General features: G+C 57.6%; 12 protein-coding genes. 3 read left to right on the plus strand and 9 right to left on the minus strand.

Features of this window, described 5'->3' with window-relative positions; translation table 11 throughout:
- The first annotated feature begins 26 nt into the window (after positions 1-26).
- Positions 27-3,671 (plus strand): hypothetical protein, encoded by a 3,645-nt coding sequence (locus AO065_RS09785; RefSeq protein WP_004882464.1) that lies wholly within the window; start codon positions 27-29, stop codon positions 3,669-3,671.
- A 604-nt stretch (positions 3,672-4,275) separates the two neighbouring features.
- Here AO065_RS09785 and AO065_RS09790 read toward each other — a convergent pair.
- From AO065_RS09790 to glyQ, 5 genes are all read right to left on the minus strand, one after another.
- Positions 4,276-4,809, minus strand: a complete 534-nt coding sequence (locus tag AO065_RS09790; protein WP_004882465.1) for a glyoxalase superfamily protein — start codon at positions 4,807-4,809, stop codon at positions 4,276-4,278.
- Between the two features lie 391 nt (positions 4,810-5,200).
- The gene (locus tag AO065_RS09795) at positions 5,201-5,971 is read right to left on the minus strand and encodes a lysophospholipid acyltransferase family protein (RefSeq protein WP_004882466.1); all 771 of its coding nucleotides are present in this window, start codon (positions 5,969-5,971) and stop codon (positions 5,201-5,203) included.
- Positions 5,972-6,025: 54 nt separating this feature from the next.
- Positions 6,026-6,583: a D-glycero-beta-D-manno-heptose 1,7-bisphosphate 7-phosphatase gene (gmhB, locus tag AO065_RS09800; protein WP_004882467.1), complete on the minus strand. Its 558-nt coding sequence runs from the start codon at positions 6,581-6,583 to the stop codon at positions 6,026-6,028.
- Positions 6,584-6,593: 10 nt separating this feature from the next.
- Positions 6,594-8,648 (minus strand): glycine--tRNA ligase subunit beta, encoded by a 2,055-nt coding sequence (gene glyS / locus AO065_RS09805; RefSeq protein ID WP_004882468.1) that lies wholly within the window; start codon positions 8,646-8,648, stop codon positions 6,594-6,596.
- The gene (gene glyQ / locus AO065_RS09810; protein ID WP_004882469.1) at positions 8,645-9,592 is read right to left on the minus strand and encodes a glycine--tRNA ligase subunit alpha; all 948 of its coding nucleotides are present in this window, start codon (positions 9,590-9,592) and stop codon (positions 8,645-8,647) included. Before glyQ ends, glyS begins: the two co-directional genes overlap by 4 nt.
- Before the next feature lie 79 nt (positions 9,593-9,671).
- Between glyQ and AO065_RS09815 the strand changes: the two genes are divergently transcribed.
- Together AO065_RS09815 and AO065_RS09820 are read left to right on the plus strand one after the other, a co-directional pair.
- Entirely contained in the window at positions 9,672-10,223 is a 552-nt protein-coding gene (locus AO065_RS09815) for a DNA-3-methyladenine glycosylase I (RefSeq protein ID WP_004882470.1), read from the plus strand.
- A 37-nt stretch (positions 10,224-10,260) separates the two neighbouring features.
- Positions 10,261-11,148 (plus strand): lysophospholipid acyltransferase, encoded by an 888-nt coding sequence (locus tag AO065_RS09820; protein ID WP_004882471.1) that lies wholly within the window; start codon positions 10,261-10,263, stop codon positions 11,146-11,148.
- A 157-nt stretch (positions 11,149-11,305) separates the two neighbouring features.
- Here the strand turns inward: AO065_RS09820 and AO065_RS09825 are convergent, their stop codons facing one another.
- The 4 genes from AO065_RS09825 to fmt all read right to left on the minus strand — a co-directional run bounded on the left by AO065_RS09825 (position 11,306) and on the right by fmt (position 17,523).
- Complete coding sequence (locus AO065_RS09825) at positions 11,306-13,660, minus strand: FdhF/YdeP family oxidoreductase (RefSeq protein ID WP_032651062.1); 2,355 nt, start codon at positions 13,658-13,660, stop codon at positions 11,306-11,308.
- A gap of 191 nt (positions 13,661-13,851) precedes the next feature.
- Positions 13,852-15,225, minus strand: coding sequence for a Trk system potassium transporter TrkA (gene trkA / locus AO065_RS09830; RefSeq protein WP_004882473.1), 1,374 nt, complete (start codon positions 15,223-15,225; stop codon positions 13,852-13,854).
- Between the two features lie 46 nt (positions 15,226-15,271).
- A complete protein-coding gene (gene rsmB / locus AO065_RS09835) occupies positions 15,272-16,582 on the minus strand; it encodes a 16S rRNA (cytosine(967)-C(5))-methyltransferase RsmB (protein ID WP_004882474.1) in 1,311 nt (436 codons plus the stop codon).
- On the minus strand, positions 16,579-17,523 hold the full coding sequence (gene fmt, locus AO065_RS09840; RefSeq protein WP_004882475.1) for a methionyl-tRNA formyltransferase: 945 nt from the start codon (positions 17,521-17,523) through the stop codon (positions 16,579-16,581). The genes rsmB and fmt overlap by 4 nt, the downstream gene beginning before the upstream one ends.
- Positions 17,524-17,527 lie beyond the last annotated feature (4 nt).

Raw genomic sequence — 17,527 nt, forward strand, 5'->3', positions numbered from 1 at the left:
GTCCTCCATATTTTGGTTTAAAGAATATGTTTGAAAATAGTGGCACCGGACGGCGTCTCGCTGAGATGAACGATGCGGCGGCTTTCGAGCATATTGCCGCGGCTGTGTTGCGCGCGAGTTCAGCGACCTATGCAAGCTTGTCCCATCCAGGTGTGAAACCTGGAGGGAAAACCGTTAAGGCTCCTTTTGATAATATCGGATGGGTAGATTCTGTCGGAGGAAGGCGATTCGTATGCGCTGCGCACACTACTGGCCAGAAAGATTTGCAGGGTAAATGGCTTCACGATCCGGCGACAGTCAAACCAAGAAGACCTGGAAGCAAGCCGACCAAACCAGCGGGCGACTTAGTCAAGGGTATTGAAGAAATTCTGAAACTGCGCGATACGCATCTAAAGCTGAAAGTTACCTTCGCTTTGACGACTAATCTAGAGCCATCACTAGATTTGCTCTCTTCTGTAGAGTCCTTGGCTCAAGCTGCTGAAATTGAGGTCGATATATGGTCCGTGTCCAGAATTGCTCACTTTCTAGATACAGACCCTATAGGGCAGATAATCCGGAAAAACTACTTGGGGACACCAATTAAGATTTTGTCGCGAGAGTTGTTGTTAAGGATGGGAAAAAGAGGTATCCAAGACCACCTCCCTCTTGTGTCGACAGAGGATAGCATCAGTCGGGAAAGTTTCGTCCTCGGACGAGTCGATACACTAGTCGCTGGTGCCTCAGGGATGGGGAAAACGACAGCTTGTGCGGTTGCTATGTATGCATTTATTGAGAGGGGATCGCCCGCAATCCTGCTCAAATCTGAGTTTGTAGCTAGCGCAGCCACTATCGAGATTGCGCTTGAGGAAGAGTTGCGTCGTCAAGAACCAGAAATCGAGTCCAGAGCGGGTGATAAGGCAATCTCTCTGTGTTCAGATAAAGAACCGTTGTTAATATTGGTGGAGGACGTGAACCGTTCTCGAAATCCAGGGCTGGTGCTTAACAAAATTATGTCTTGGGCGCTTGCACCATCAAGAGCTTGGTGTGTTGTATGCCCTGTATGGCCTCAGTACCTTGATATTATCGAGGATCAGAGACGTGTTCTAGCTGCGGTGACGGTGCTGCGTGTAGACAGGTATAACCCAGAGGAGGCGATCCGGGCTATACAGATGCGCGCAAAATGTCTTGGGTTAGATGTCAGTAACCACCGCGCAAAATCTCTTGCTGACCAGCTTGGTCAGGATCCTCTACTGATCGGTCTCCACGATCTGGTCTCGGAAGACAATGCTACAAATGTTATCCAAGCCTACATGGATGAACGATTAGGTATCGTTGCTAATCAGGCGCAATGTACACGGTCCGAGGTGCTGCAGGCACTACATCAGCTGATGCGCGGTATGCTAGAGCAACGAACGCTTAATCCCAAATGGAGCGAAGTCAAGATTTGGCTCTCGGAAGCAGAATCTATCGCACTGCTTAGAAGTGTTGCACGCGAAGGCAATCTGATACGGATGGCTTCAACGGGCGAAAAAGAAATTCTCGAATTCAGACATGACCGAGTTATGTATAAGCTCTTAAGCGGGGCGATTGCTGAGGTGCTTAAAACAAATAAAATTCCTGAATACGCCACCGACCCGTTCTTTTCTGAAGCGGTAGCAGGTGCTGTGTTGCAGATCGAACTGCCGCACATGCAACTGGCAGAACTGACAGATGCGAACCCTCTCGTCTCAGCTCGAGCATTGAAACTGGCTTCTGACGTTGGTAGTAAATATGCCGAGGTTGCAGCGAAGGCGGTTAGCCACTGGCTGGAGAAGAAGGAGGTTAGGAGCGACTTTTTCACAAGCCGTCGATATGCAGTTGCCCGAGTACTTTCCGAAACTACGTCTCCGTATGTGAGGCGGCTTGTCTCGCAGTTTCAGGAAGATGACCACCCTTGGTATCCTCTGTTTTCGGCGGCTTTCAGGAATGGGGCTCTTAATGCAGGGCTGTCTTTGCTTGCGATGTATGATATCGGCATAACAATTCCGGGAAAACAAAACCTACTTGCTTTGGTGAAGAGTATGTATGGCCCGGGTTTAATTTCTGCTGTTGACAATCTGCTGCGCCGACCGGATTTGAATCACTTTTTAAACGCAGGAAATAGAACCGGGGCCTTAAGATTGGCCGGATATTTGGGGGACTCATCCCTAGCGCAATCGATTCGAGTGTGTTGGGGCCAGGACGAAGGCGGACACGATGATCTTCGGTCGTATTTATTTGCAGCCGCGCGTTGTTGTGGCGATGAGGTAGTGGCGACATTAGGGCCTGTATGCGATGCATGGGAGGCTTTACCAGAAGATTTGCATTCCACGGTTGGGCAGCCGGTCGAGCTGCTTGCTGCTGATCATGTGGCTTGGGAGTTCAGGGATTACTCCCCTGATGACGCCATACGCTATTTCGTCGACAGGGCTAATACGTCTGAGATCCTCAGGCGGCCGATCACATATATGCTACGCACTGTAGATCATCCAGATGCGCTGGAGCATTTAGTGCGATACGCTGCGGAATCTGAATTTATATCTAGGCGGTTCTTGAAATCCGATTGGGAGCGTCATGCCCGTAAATCGGGCAGAATTATGTCGTCGAAGTCTAAAGAGCGATTACTTAGTATCTGTTCCGATGAAAAAGAGAAAGATGACATTCGGGTGCAAGCCTTTAGTTTTTGGCAGTTGACACTTGATGATCTAGATCTAGAACATGTTTGTAGGATTCCGGTAGGAAGTCTTCTATATGAGAGTGCGTTGTGGGCTCGCGTAAAGTTGGAGGATTATTCCGTTGTTCCTGAAATTCTCCAGAGAATCCCCGAAAACCCCGAACATTGGCTTCAGGTAAGTCGCTATATTTGGTCTGGTTATTTTACGGACGCGCTTGATCCGATCCTTGATCAAGTGGCTGAGGATAGTAAGGCTAATTCAAATTTGGAATATGTGGTTGCTGAAACGTTCAGGCATGTAGAACCCAGTAGATTGGTCGCCATGTTGAGCTGTCGGTGGGAGAAATTAAAAAATAGCCCACTGATGGTTCAGAAAGCAATGCTTTTGGGTACTCCAGAATCTGCTGATTTGGTGAGTAAAGCACTCGCAACATCTCCCCATCCACGTGCTTTGCTAAAATACTTTGTATCAGGTGCTACTGTAAGCTTGAACGGAAAAAAAGAGTTGTCGGAATCACTCCAGTTACAGCAACTCATACCATATCTTGATTATTTTCCTGATGACGAGCTCATGGCTCTCTGGCATGAATGTACAGAGAGGGGCTGGCTTGATTTTCGCACTCGGTATCTGGATTATCGAGTAAAAAAAATCCCGGATAATACCGAGTATTTTCTAGATGAGTCGGTCAGTACCGATTCTCTGGATCGCGCGTTGGTGAGAAATCCAGGAGAAATAGTAAATTTATACCACTGGCTTGAACGACCGAGGGAACTCTCAGCTAACCATGAGGCTAAGCGTGCCAAAATTTTTGCAAGCACGATGGAGTGGCTCACACGACATGATGAGGAGTATGCTTTGGCAATTGTGAGCGACATCATAAGTCGTGAGGGCACTCGTAAAGAGTTCTATTTTTTCGAAAAGAGTGTTGAACAGCGTGTTGGCTCACTGTCTTATGTGAACTCTTGCCGCTTTGATGTATTTAATCGATCATTGATTTAAAGAAATAATCTCGATCACCAAGTTCATGCCGCCCTAGATCAGATCAATCGCTGATGGGGCAAGGGGAGCGCTGTGGCGACCAGCGTTCCGGCTCTGCCGCGCAGATCACTGCGGGATTGAATCGAGAGTCAGGAAGTGTTTCCTACACGGTCCACGCCTACCAGCTTGGCGAATATGCTGGCGTTGCGTTGGTCAGTTTGCGATCGAGTCGGGGCACGTCTTGTTTAAAGCAATGATTAGACGGAGAAGAATTAAGCCTTAGCCGAATTCGGTCTTGGCAGACTGCGGCCTCTCGCGAAGGGCCGCACTTGACCTTAGGCGCAACTTTGGCGGAGCCTCAGCCACGAGGAGCTAATAAGACGAAGCGTGTCCCGGTAGGTCATCTATTTTGTGAATCCAGCAGGTTTTCTTATCTTTTTTTTGATTTTCCGGCTATCCACTCACAGAAAAAATGATTTTTTCGCAGCGTTCGCTGGGCCTCCAGAATCAGCTATTTTGTGAACCTACAACGCATGCTTCACCATCAACCCCGACGAAAGCCGGGGTTTTTGTTTGTGCGCGTTATGGACGGGTTACGGGGATACAGGATCAGGCAAGCGCCACTTCAACTCTCACAAAACCGAATCCGATTCCCGAACGGATCATAAACCTCAAGCACTCTCCCCCACCCCTGCTCCACGATATCGGGACGTCCATACCCGTAACGCTTGGCCTGCAATTCATCGCGCAGCATTTCGATATTCAGCATGGGGACAAACACTGTCGAACCAGGGCTGCTGTCGCCGTGATGTTCGGAGAGGTGAAGCCGCAAACTGTCCCTGATGATGCCCAGGTACAACGGCAGATCAGCTTCGAAGCGATGCTCGAACTCGACGCTGAAGCCTAGAAAGTCCAGATAGAATTCACGGGCCTTGGCTTCGTCGAACATCCGCAATATCGGGATTGGGCTTTTGAAGGTAATGGCTGTGGGCTGGGGCGTTTCTTGCGGCAGCAGGGCCGAGGCGGTGTTCCAGTCCTTGTAGCCCAGTTGCCGGGAAACCAGTTCCAGCGCTTCAGAGTGGGACACGTGCTGATCGCGCGCTGCCAGCGCGGTACGTAGCGTCTTGGCCAGCTGTTTGGCGTTCTCGATGGATGACATCATTTCTCCCTGAGTCGAAGCATGCTGGTGCCCGCGTTGCCAAGCCTCGACCGGTCGATAACGATGCAGTGGAGTTGGGAGTCGCAATGCTTTCACCTTTCCTTGCGGAGCGAGCGGCGGGCAGCATCTGCCTGAGTTGGATAGTACACAGGCGTCATTCGAGGCGAAAGTCGGCAACTGTGTACCGAAACCGTGGGGCCTGAGTTTTTATGAAAATCGTCATTTGAAAGGCAATAAAAAACCGACCTGAAACAGGTCGGTTTTTTTGTATCACCAAAACTTATGCACGTTTTTGGGTTATTAATGGCTTAAAGAAATAAATAGTTCGATCAATACGTTACGTGCGTTTTTCGCCGTTTATCAAAAAAGCGTACACAGGTTATCCACAAAATCAGGCTGGGACTTTTTCGCCGCTCGATACAGGTGCAGCCGGCGAACCCAGTGCACGCTGAGTCTCTTCATTCCACGTCTGAACGCGCTCATTCAGTGCGGCGATGGCGCGGGGGCCTGTGCCTTCGGCGTACATGGGTTCGCCGATCACAACCTGTATCGTTCCGGGCTTTTTCGCCCAACCGTCCCTCGGCCAGTATTTGCCTGCGTTATGAGCCACCGGGAGTACAGGCAGATCGGCATTGACTGCCAGCGCCGTGCCGCCACGGGAGAACTTGCCGACCTGGCCATACGGCACGCGAGTGCCTTCCGGGAAGATCAGAACCCAGACTCCGTCCTTGAGCAGTTCGTCGCCCTTCTTGGCGATGGCCTTGAGCGCAGCCTTGGGGTTATCACGGTCAATCGCAATAGGACGAAGCATGGCCATGGCCCAGCCAAAGAACGGCACATAGAGCAGTTCGCGCTTGAGCACCTGGCTCAGTGGCTCGAAGTACGCCGACAGGAAGAAGGTTTCCCATGTGCTCTGATGGTTGGAGATGATCACGCACGGCGTTTTCGGGACGTTCTCGGCGCCAGTGACTTCAACCTTGATGTTGAGGAACACACGGGTCAGCCAGATAGCGCAGCGGCACCAGTAGACGTTGATGAATCGATAACGAGCCTTGAACGGCAGGAACGGTGCGATGAAAAAGCTCAAGGTGCACCACAGCAGCGAGCTGGTGCCCAGCAACAGGTAGAAGAAGAAAGTCCTGATTGCCTGCATGATCGACATAGTTACGTTTACCGTACGGGCAGGTGCCCGCTCCTTGAGCGCTGCGGACCGAACTCAGTGGTTGTTCTGCGCAACGCTGGTGTGGATAAGTTCTGCGGCAACCGCCGCCAGATCGTCAAAAACAAGAGTGCCGGTCGGCACGCCACCAGCCAGGGTCTTCTGACCTTTGCCGGTCTTCACCAGAACAGGCTGAGAATCGACGGCCAAAGCCGCCTGCAGGTCACCTTTGCTGTCGCCCACAAACCATAGACCCTTCAGGTCGGCTGCGTAATGTCGGGCGATGGTCTGCAACATGCCGGGCCGTGGCTTTCGGCAGTCGCAGCCTTCGTCTGGCCCATGCGGGCAATAGACGATCAAGCCAACCTCGCCGCCCTGCTCTGCCACCAGCTCGCGCAATCGCGCGTGCATGGCGTCGAGAGTGGCCAGGTCGTAATAACCTCTGGCAATGCCGGACTGGTTGGTGGCAATCGCCACTGTCCAGCCGGCCTTGCTCAGCGCTGCTATCGCCTGGATCGAGCCGGGAATTGGAATCCACTCCTCCACCGACTTTATATAAGCGTCGGAGTCCTGGTTGATCACCCCGTCCCGATCCAGTATCAGCAGTTTCACCATGGACTCCTTGTCAGCCCAGCAGCGAGATATCGGCAACGCCGAGGAACAGGCCACGCAGACGGGCCAGCAACGCATAGCGGTTGGCACGTACGTTGGCGTCTTCAGCGTTGACCATCACCGCTTCGAAGAACGCATCGACCGGCTCACGCAGACTGGCCAGACGCGCCAGCGATTCGCTGTACTGACGCTCGGCGGCCATTGGCTGCACAGCGTGGTCGGCCTGCTGAATCGCGGAGTACAGCGAGAACTCGTTGGCGTTGTCGAAGTACTTGGGCTCGACGGTCTGGGCAATGTTGCCCTCCGCCTTGCTCAGCAGGTTCGACACGCGCTTGTTCACCGCAGCCAGTGCGGCTGCCTGTGGCAGCTTGCGGAAGGCCTGAACCGCCTGCACGCGCTGGTCGAAGTCCAGTGCAGAACCTGGCTGCAGCGCACGGACCGACAGGTACACGGCCACTTCGACGCCTTCGTCTTCGTAACGCGCACGCAGACGGTCGAAGATGAACTCCAGCACCTGCTCCGGCAGACCGGCCGACTTGACCTTGGCACCGAACTGAGTGACTGCGAATTTCACGGTCTCGATCAGGTCCAGGTCCAGCTTCTTCTCGATCAGAATGCGCAGGATACCCAGCGCTGCGCGACGCAGTGCATAGGGGTCCTTGCTGCCGGTGGGCAGCATGCCGATACCGAAGATACCCACCAGCGTGTCGAGCTTGTCGGCGATGGCAACGGCCGCGCCGGTCAGGGTGGTCGGCAGCTCGGCACCTGCACCGCGCGGCATGTACTGCTCGTTCAGCGCCAGCGCCACATCTTCGGCTTCGCCGTCGGCCTTGGCGTAGTAGTAACCCGCCACGCCCTGCATCTCGGGGAATTCGCCGACCATTTCGGTCGACAGGTCGCACTTGGACAGCAGACCCGCACGCGCTGCACGCTGAGCGTCGCCGCCGATGCGTGGTGCGATGTAGGCGGCCAGCTTGGAAACGCGCTCGGCCTTGTCGTAGACACTGCCCAACTGAGCCTGGAACACGACGTTTTTCAGGCGCTCGTTGAAGGTCTCCAGCTTCTGCTTCTTGTCCTGCTTGAAGAAGAACTCGGCGTCGGTCAGGCGCGGGCGAACCACCTTCTCGTTACCGGCGATGATCTGCGCCGGGTCCTTGCTCTCGATGTTCGCGACCGTGATGAAGCGCGGCAGCAGCTTGCCGTCGGCATCCAGCAGGCAGAAATACTTCTGGTTGTCCTGCATGGTGGTGATCAGCGCTTCCTGAGGCACTTCAAGAAAACGTTCCTCGAACGAGCACACCAGCGGCACTGGCCATTCGACCAGACCGGTCACTTCGTCCAGCAGGCCTGGCGGCACGATGGCGGTGCCTTCCTGTTGGGTGGCCAGCTCTTCGACGCGTTTGCTGATGATCTGACGACGCTCGTTGAAGTCAGCCAGTACATTGGCTGCACGCAGGTCGCTCAGGTAGCCGGCAGGCGAGGAGATACGCACGTCTTCCGGATGATGGAAACGGTGGCCACGCGAATGACGACCCGAGGTTTGAGCCAGGATTGTGCAATCGACGACCTGATCGCCGAACAGCATCACCAGCCACTGGGTCGGACGCACGAATTCTTCCTTGCGAGCACCCCAGCGCATGCGCTTGGCAATCGGCAGGTCGTTCAGCGAGTCTTCGACGATGGTCGGCAGCAGCGACACGGTCGGCTTGCCGACGATGTTCTGGCTGTAACGCAGCTTCGGGCCGCTCTGATCGATTTCGCTCAGGTCAACGCCGCACTTCTTGGCGAAGCCCAGGGCAGCCTGTGTAGGGTTGCCATCAGCATCGAACGCCGCCTGACGTGGCGGGCCGTCCAGATTAATGGCACGATCCGGTTGCTGCGTGGACAGCTCGGTGATCAGCACAGCCAGACGACGCGGTGCGGCGTAGACCTGTTTGGCGCTGTAAGTCAGGCCGGCGCTCTGCAGACCCTTTTCGATACCGGCCAGAAACGCGTCGGCCAGCGAACTCAGGGTCTTGGGTGGCAGCTCTTCGGTGCCCAGTTCTACGAGAAAATCTTGAGCACTCATTGTGCAGCCTCCAGCTTAGCCAACACTTCGTCGCGCAGATCGGGCGGCGCCATCGGGAAGCCGAGTTTTGCCCGGGCTTGCAGATAAGCCTGAGCCACCGAGCGAGCCAGTGTGCGCACGCGCAGGATGTACTGCTGACGCGCAGTCACGGAAATGGCGCGACGGGCATCCAGCAGGTTGAAGGTGTGCGAGGCCTTGAGGACCATCTCGTAACCCGGCAATGGCAGCTCGAGTTCGATCAGGCGGGCCGCTTCGCTTTCGTAGAAATCGAACAGCTCGAACAGCTTGTCGACGTTGGCGTGTTCGAAGTTGTAGGTCGATTGCTCAACCTCGTTCTGATGGAACACGTCGCCGTAGGTCACCTTACCGAACGGACCGTCAGCCCAGACCAGATCGTAGACCGAGTCCACGCCCTGCTGGTACATGGCCAGACGTTCCAGACCGTAGGTGATCTCACCGGTCACCGGATAGCATTCCAGACCGCCGACCTGCTGGAAGTAAGTGAACTGCGACACTTCCATGCCGTTGAGCCAGATTTCCCAGCCCAGACCCCAGGCGCCCAGCGTCGGCGATTCCCAGTTGTCTTCGACGAAACGCACGTCGTGCACCAGCGGGTCGAGGCCGATGTGCTTGAGCGAGCCCAGGTACAGTTCCTGGAAGTTGTCCGGGTTCGGCTTCAGGATCACCTGAAACTGATAGTAGTGCTGCAGGCGGTTGGGGTTCTCGCCATAACGGCCGTCTGTAGGACGACGGCTTGGTTGAACGTAGGCGGCATTCCAGGTTTCCGGGCCTACGGCGCGCAGAAACGTGGCGGTGTGGAAGGTGCCGGCGCCTACTTCCATATCGTAGGGCTGAAGTACCACGCAACCTTGTTCTGCCCAGTATTGCTGGAGGGCGAGGATCAAGTCTTGGAAGGTACGCACGGCTGGCGTAGGCTGGCTCACAAATTTCACCTGTGCTGGGCTGCGATTCAAAGAGCGGGAGTATACCCGATTCGGCTGCACGTCCACCCTTGGGAGCCCTATGACACGCTGCTTTTGGTGCAACGAAGACCCCCTTTACATCGCTTATCACGATCAGGAGTGGGGCGTGCCGCTGCGCGACGCGCAGAAGCTCTTCGAGTTGCTTTTGCTCGAAGGGTTCCAGGCCGGCCTTTCCTGGATCACGATTCTCAAACGCCGGGCCCGATATCGAGAGGTGCTGTTCGGTTTCGATGCCGAGCGTCTGGCGCAACTGACCGACACTGAAATCGATGCATTGATGCTTGATCCGACCATCATCCGCAACCGCCTCAAGCTCAGGGCCGTGCGCACCAACGCCAGGGCCTGGCTGGCGCTGAAGGATCCGGTTGACCTGCTCTGGTCGTTTGTCGGCGGTCAGCCGAAGATCAACCATTTCAAGGACCGCAGCGAGGTGCCCGCCATCACCGTTGAAGCCGAAGCCATGAGCAAGGCGCTGAAAAAAGCCGGCTTCACCTTCGTCGGTCCGACCATCTGTTATGCCTATATGCAGGCCAGTGGAATGGTCATGGACCACACCGTTGACTGTGATCGGTACGCGATCCTGAGCCGCTGACGGTACAATGCCTGCCTCAAGAATCCGGGAGTGATCTGTGGAAAAGTTCAAAGGCGCCATGATGGTCGGGGCGTTACGCCTGTTTGCCCTCCTGCCCTGGCGTGCCGTGCAGTGGGTCGGCACCGCCATCGGCTGGCTGATGTGGAAGCTTCCCAACCGTTCGCGCGAAGTGGCGCGGATCAACCTGTCCAAGTGTTTTCCGGAGTTGAGCGAGCCCGAGCTTGAAAAGCTGGTGGGCAGAAGCCTCATGGACATCGGCAAGACGCTGACCGAAAGCGCTTGCGCGTGGATCTGGCCTGCTCAGAAATCCATCAATCTGGTGCGCGAGGTCGAAGGCCTCGACGTGCTCAAGGACGCGCTGGCATCCGGCAAGGGCGTGGTCGGCATCACCAGCCACCTGGGCAATTGGGAAGTGCTCAATCACTTCTATTGCAGCCAGTGCAAACCGATCATTTTCTACCGTCCGCCAAAGTTGAAGGCCGTGGATGACCTGCTGCGCAAACAGCGGGTTCAGCTGGGCAACCGCGTGGCGGCGTCCACCAAGGAAGGCATCCTCAGCGTCATCAAGGAAGTCCGTAAGGGCGGTTCGGTGGGTATTCCGGCTGACCCGGAACCGGCAGAGTCCGCCGGTATCTTCGTGCCCTTTTGCGGCACCGTGGCGCTGACCAGCAAGTTCGTGCCGAACATGCTGGCAGGCGGCAAGGCCGTTGGCGTCTTCCTGCACGCCATGCGCCTGCCGGACGGTTCCGGTTACAAGGTTGTCCTGGAAGCGGCCCCTGAAGCCATGTACAGCACTGATACCGAAACCTCGGCAGCGGCCATGAGCAAAGTGGTCGAGAAGTACGTGCGCGCCTACCCGAGCCAGTACATGTGGACCATGAAGCGCTTCAAGAAGCGGCCTGAGGGTGAAAAGCGCTGGTATTGAACGGCCTCTGATCGTGCCTATCGCTCCGCGTGGGCATGCCGCCCACGACGCTCTGCGCTACATTCGAGAACGGACGCGGAGCGTCCTGGGCGGCGTTACCACGCTGGGAACGATCAGAGTGCCTGACTCAATGCGCCCCCTACAGTTGAGTCAGTGCCTAACTCGCTGTCGCGATCAAGCCCCGTTGCTCCAGTGCGGCCTGCGGGTTGATGCGGATCAGGTTCACGGGTATTGATTTGGCGGCTGGCGTATTGCTGCGGCTGTCGCGGTTGGCCAGCGGTAGCAAGCCGTTGGTTTCCGGGTAATAGGCCGCACAACACCCCTTAGGCACGTCAAAGGCGATCACTTTGAAGCCTGTCGCAGAGCGCGTCGTGAGGGGGTCCATTGCTGTCTGCAGCTCGACGTAGTCGCCAGCCTTCAGCCCCAGTCGCTCGATGTCGTCGGGGTTGAGCATCACTACCATGCGGTCACCATAGATATCCCGATAACGGTCATCGTTCGAGTAGACCGTGGTGTTGAACTGGTCATGGCTGCGGATCGTCATCAACTGCAAATGCTCGGCGTCCGGCGGCGTGTCGTCCTCGTCATACACGCCTGCCGGAAAGAGAAAGTTGGCTCTGCCCGTCTCGGTATCCCATTTGCGCTCCCTGGCGCCATTCGGCAGCCGAAATCCACCGGGCTCTCGGATGCGCAGATTGAAGTCGTAAAACTGCTCGGGCATCACTTCCTCGATCTTGTCCCGAATACGCGAATAGTCAGCGACATAGCTGTCCCACTCCACCTTGGGATTGGGCGCAAGTGTGGCCTTGGCGATGCCAGCAATGATCGCGATCTCCGAGATCAGGTGCTCTGAGGCGGGTTCCAGCGTGCCGGTCGAGCCATGCACCATCGACATCGAATCTTCGACAGTGACGGTTTGGGCCACACCGTTCTGAAGGTCGAGCTCAGAGCGCGCGATGCATGGCAAGAGAAAGGCTTTTTGACCGTGCACCGTTGCGCTGCGATTGAGCTTGGTGTTGACCAGCACGGTCAGTTTCAGGCGGCTGACGGTCGGACAGATGACGTCGATATCCGGGATGGCGCGAAAGAAATTCCCGCCCATGGAGATGAACGCCTCCACCTCTCCACGCAACAGCGCTTCGCAGGCTTCGGCCACGTCATGACCGCCCTTTCGGGATGCCTCGAAACCAAACACTTTGCTCATGCTGGCGAGAAACGGTTCATGGGCTTTTTCGTAAATGCCCATGGTGCGATCACCCTGAACATTGGAGTGGCCACGAATCGGGCAGGCTCCGGCACCCAGCTTGCCGATGTTGCCGCGCAACAGCAGCAGGTTGATGATCTGTTGCATCGCATCGCCACCCCGTTTGTGCTGGGTCACACCCATGCCCCAGCAACAGATGACACGCTCCGAGCGCATATAGACGGCGGCCACGTCTTCTATGGCCTGGCGACTGAGACCCGAATGACGCTCGATGATGGACCAGGGCAGTTTCCGGCAGTAATCGGCGAAACGTTCGAACCCATGGGTGTGCTTCTGAATGAACGCCACATCGAGAATACGCGAGCGGTTTTCACGACGCGCCAAGTCATCCGCTTCGATGACCACCTTGCAAATGCCCTGCATGGCGACCATGTCGCCCCCCGTTCTCACTTGATGGTACTGGGAACTGATTTTCACGCCTTGGCCGCCGATCATGTCGCGCGGGTTCTGGGGCGAGGCAAAGCGGACCAGAGCCTTCTCGCGCAACGGATTGAACGAGATGATGCTGGCGCCCCGTTTCGCGGCGGCGTGCAGCTCGGACATCATTCGCGGGCTGTTGGTACCGGGATTCTGACCGATGATGAAAATGGCGTCGGCGTGCTCGAAGTCTTCCAGCGATGTGGTGCCCTTGCCGACCCCTATCGCTTCGGGTAACGCCACGCTTGTTGTCTCGTGGCACATGTTCGAGCAGTCGGGAAAATTGGCCATGCCATACAGCCGACCGAACAACTGATAGAGAAAAGCCGCTTCGTTGGACGTCCGCCCGGAGGTGTAAAGCTCCAGCTTCCAGGGATCGCTGAGCTGACGAAGCTCCTCGCCAATCTCGGCAAATACCTGTTCCCAACTGACAGGCAGATACTTGTCAGTCGTCGCGTCGTAGCGCATCGGCTCGGTAATGCGGCCCTGATCTTCAAGATCGTGATCGGTCCAGGTCGCCAGTTCGCTCACGGTGTGGCGGGCGAAGAACTCCGGTGTGACACGTTTCTTGGTGGACTCCCAAGCCAATGCCTTGGCGCCGTTCTCGCAGTACTCGAATGTGTGCGGCTTCTTCGGGTCAGGCCAGGCACAGCTGGGGCAGTCGAAGCCATCGGGCTTGTTCATCGACATCAGCGCGCGATTGCCGCGTATCAGTACGTGCTGATGCAAGAGGTGCTTGGTGACCGCATTCAAGGCGCCCCAACCACCGGCGGGCGAACCGCCTGTTTGCGAACCCTGGAGTGGAGCCTTGGACTGAGCGGCTTTGGTCATCACGAAATTCTCCCTGAACATGGCCGTGATCCGGCCGGTTGAGCGGTTGCGTATCACCCTGTGATACGCAGGCCCAGAGAGGAATTCGCTGAAATCGACGAGCGTGGCCGACAGATTCAGGCGCTGGCGGGTTCAGTCGGTCTGACATGTTGCGCCAGGGATACAACGGTTATCAACCGACGGTGGCGTGATCAGAAAAAGCTCAACCCCACCTGAAACAGCCGCTCTACGTCGCGGATGTACTTTTTATCCACAAGGAACATGATCACCTGATCGCCGGATTCGATCACGGTGATGTCGTGGGCGATAAGCACTTCTTCGTTGCGGATGATTGCGCCAATCATGGTGCCGGTCGGCAGGTTGATGTCCTTGATGGCGCGGCCGATGACCTTGCTGGATTTCGAGTCGCCGTGGGCCACGATCTCGATGGCTTCGGCTGCACCCCGACGCAGGGAGTGGACGCTGACGATATCGCCGCGTCGCACGTGGGCCAGCAGGGTGCCGATGGTCGCCAGTTGCGGGCTGACCGCGACATCGATCTCCCCGCCCTGCACCAGATCCACATACGCCGAGTTGTTGATCAGGGTCATCACCTTGCGTGCGCCCAGCCGTTTGGCGAGCAACGATGACATGATGTTGGCTTCGTCGTCGTTGGTCAGGGCCAGAAACAGGTCGGTGTTGCCGATGTTTTCCTCGATCAGCAGATCGCGATCCGAGGAGCTGCCCTGCAGCACGACGGTGTTGTCCAGGTTCTCCGAGAGGTAACGGCAGCGTGCCGGGTTCATTTCGATGATCTTGACCTGATAGCGGCTCTCGATGGCCTCTGCCAGGCGCTCGCCGATGTTGCCGCCGCCCGCGATAACGATGCGTTTGTAGCTCTCGTCCAGACGGCGCATCTCGCCCATCACCGCACGAATGTCAGCCTTGGCGGCAACGAAGAACACTTCGTCGTCGGCTTCGATCACGGTGTCGCCCTGCGGCAGGATCGGACGGTCGCGGCGGAAAATGGCGGCGACGCGGGTTTCGACGTTCGGCATGTGCGCCTTGAGCTGGCGCAGTTGCTGGCCTACCAGCGGCCCGCCGTAGTACGCCTTGACCGCGACCAGCTGAGCCTTGCCTCCGGCAAAGTCGATCACTTGCAGGGCGCCGGGGTACTCAATCAGGCGCTTGATGTAATTGGTGACCACCTGCTCCGGGCTGATCAGCACATCCACCGGAATGGCGCTGTTGTCGAACAGTTCCGAGCGCGTCAGGTAAGCGGCTTCACGCACTCGCGCGATCTTGGTCGGCGTGTGGAACAGCGTGTACGCGACCTGACAGGCAATCATGTTGGCTTCATCACTGCTGGTCACGGCAACCAGCATGTCGGCATCGTCGGCACCGGCCTGACGCAACACGGCCGGATACGAGCCTTTGCCCTGCACGGTCCGAATGTCCAGCCGGTCGCCCAGGTTGCGCAACCGGTCACCGTCCGTGTCGACCACGGTAATGTCGTTGGCTTCGCCTGCCAAATGCTCGGCCAGCGTGCCGCCGACCTGACCTGCACCCAGGATGATGATTTTCAACCGTTCACTCCGTGGAAATTCCTGGGCACTGTTGCCCGTCGCATCTTCAAGCCCGCGTTGCGGCGATCTTGATCAGTTTGGCGTAGTAGAAACCATCATGCCCGCCCTGCTGGGCCAGCAGTTGGCGACCATGCGGCTGCTTGATACCTGCCTCGCTGGCGATGTCCAGTTCCCTTGCACCGGAAGTGCGGGCCAGAAAGGCTTCGACCACCTCGGTATTTTCCGTCGGCAATGTCGAGCAGGTCGCGTAGATCAGCATGCCACCCACCTCAAGCGTAGGCCACAGGGCATCGAGCAGCTCACCTTGCAGTGTCGCGAGGGCGACGATGTCGTCTGGCTGACGCGTCAGCTTGATGTCCGGATGGCGACGAATCACGCCGGTTGCCGAACAGGGCGCGTCGAGCAGGATGCGCTGGAACGGCTTGCCGTCCCACCACTGCGCGGTTTCCCGCGCATCGGCGGCGATCAGTTCGGCATCCAGACCAAGGCGGTCGAGATTCTCGCGAACACGCACCAGACGTTTGGCTTCCAGATCCACGGCGACCACGCCGCTCAACTGCGGCTGGACTTCCAGCAGGTGACAGGTCTTGCCGCCCGGTGCACAGCAGGCGTCCAGCACACGTTGGCCGGGGGCAAGTTCCAGCAAGTCAGCGGCCAGTTGCGCGGCTTCGTCCTGAACGCTGATCCAGCCTTCGGCAAAACCGGGCAGTGAACGCACATCACAGGGCTCGGCCAGCACGATGCCGTCCTGACTGAACGTGCAGGCGCTGGCTTCAAGGCCTGCTGCCTTCAACAGCTCAAGGTATTGATCGCGGCTGTGGTGGCGACGATTGACGCGCAGGATCATCGGCGGATGCGCATTGTTGGCGGCGCAGATCGCTTCCCACTGTTCGGGCCATGCGGCTTTCAAGGCTTTCTGCAGCCAGCGCGGGTGAGCGGTGCGGACGACGGGATCGTGTTCCAGTTCGATCAACAACGCCTCGCCTTCGCGCTGGGCGTTGCGCAATACCGCGTTGAGCAGACCCTTCGCCCAAGGCTTTTTCAGCTTGTCGGCGCAGCCCACTGTTTCGCCAATGGCGGCGTGAGCAGGTATGCGGCTGTAGAACAGTTGATACAGGCCGACCAGCAGCAAGGCTTCGACGTCCGCGTCGGCGGCCTTGAACGGCTTTTGCAGCAGTTTGGCTGCGAGCGCCGACAGGCGTGGCTGCCAGCGTGCGGTGCCGAATGCCAGATCCTGAGTCAGGCCGCGATCACGCAACTCGACCTTGTCCAGTTGCGTGGGCAGCGAGCTGTTGAGCGATGCCTTGCCGCTGAGCACGGCAGCCAGAGCCTTGGCGGCGGCCAGACGCGGGTTCATTGACCCAGCACCGTGCCAACGGCGAATTTCTCGCGACGACTGTTGAACAGATCCGTGAAGCTCAACGGCTTGCCGCCCGGCAGTTGCAGACGTGTCAGGCGCAGAGCGTTCTCGCCGCAGGCAACGGTCAGACCGTCCTTGCTGGCGCTCAGAATCGTGCCTGGTGCGCCCTGCCCTTCAGCCAGATCGGCGGCCAGGACTTTCAGCGCTTCGCCGTTCAACATGCTGTGACAGATCGGCCATGGATTGAATGCACGGACCAGACGCTCCAGCTCATCGGCCGGACGCGACCAGTCGATACGCGCTTCGTCCTTGTTCAGTTTGTGGGCGTAGTTGGCCAGGCTGTCGTCCTGAACCTCGCCGATCAGCGAACCGTCTGCCAGACCGGCAATGGCTTGCAGCACCGCAGGCGGGCCAAGCTCAGCCAGGCGATCATGCAGCGTGCCGCCCGTGTCCTGCGCCGTAATCGGCGTGACGGCCTTGAGCAGCATGGGGCCTGTGTCGAGACCGGCCTCCATGCGCATCACCGTCACGCCACTTTCGGCATCACCCGCCTGAACGGCGCGCTGGATAGGCGCGGCACCGCGCCAGCGTGGCAGCAGCGAAGCGTGGCTGTTGATGCAGCCCAGACGCGGGATATCCAGCACCACCTGCGGCAGGATCAGGCCGTAGGCGACTACCACCATCAGGTCCGGCTTGAGGGCCGCCAGTTCTGCCTGGGCTTCGGGGGCTCGCAGCGTCGGTGGCTGCATGACGGGCACGTTGTGCTCGAGCGCCAGCTGCTTGACCGGGCTGGGCATCAGTTTTTGTCCGCGACCGGCCGGGCGATCAGGCTGGGTATAGACCGCAACGATCCGATGAGGGCTGTCGAGCAGGGCCTTGAGGTGTTCGGCGGCGAATTCCGGAGTGCCGGCGAAGACGATGCGCAGTGGCTCAGTCATGGAC

Source organism: Pseudomonas viridiflava, assembly GCF_001642795.1.
In the GTDB taxonomy this organism is placed as follows: domain Bacteria; phylum Pseudomonadota; class Gammaproteobacteria; order Pseudomonadales; family Pseudomonadaceae; genus Aquipseudomonas; species Aquipseudomonas viridiflava.

Coding starts and splice junctions, on each gene's coding strand:
- AO065_RS09785 (WP_004882464.1), top strand. CDS start 27: ATGTTTGAAAATAGTGGCACCGGACGGCGTCTCGCTGAGATGAACGAT.
- AO065_RS09790 (WP_004882465.1), bottom strand. CDS start 4,809: ATGTCATCCATCGAGAACGCCAAACAGCTGGCCAAGACGCTACGTACC.
- AO065_RS09795 (WP_004882466.1), bottom strand. CDS start 5,971: ATGTCGATCATGCAGGCAATCAGGACTTTCTTCTTCTACCTGTTGCTG.
- gmhB (WP_004882467.1), bottom strand. CDS start 6,583: ATGGTGAAACTGCTGATACTGGATCGGGACGGGGTGATCAACCAGGAC.
- glyS (WP_004882468.1), bottom strand. CDS start 8,648: ATGAGTGCTCAAGATTTTCTCGTAGAACTGGGCACCGAAGAGCTGCCA.
- AO065_RS09815 (WP_004882470.1), top strand. CDS start 9,672: ATGACACGCTGCTTTTGGTGCAACGAAGACCCCCTTTACATCGCTTAT.
- AO065_RS09825 (WP_032651062.1), bottom strand. CDS start 13,660: ATGACCAAAGCCGCTCAGTCCAAGGCTCCACTCCAGGGTTCGCAAACA.
- rsmB (WP_004882474.1), bottom strand. CDS start 16,582: ATGAACCCGCGTCTGGCCGCCGCCAAGGCTCTGGCTGCCGTGCTCAGC.
- fmt (WP_004882475.1), bottom strand. CDS start 17,523: ATGACTGAGCCACTGCGCATCGTCTTCGCCGGCACTCCGGAATTCGCC.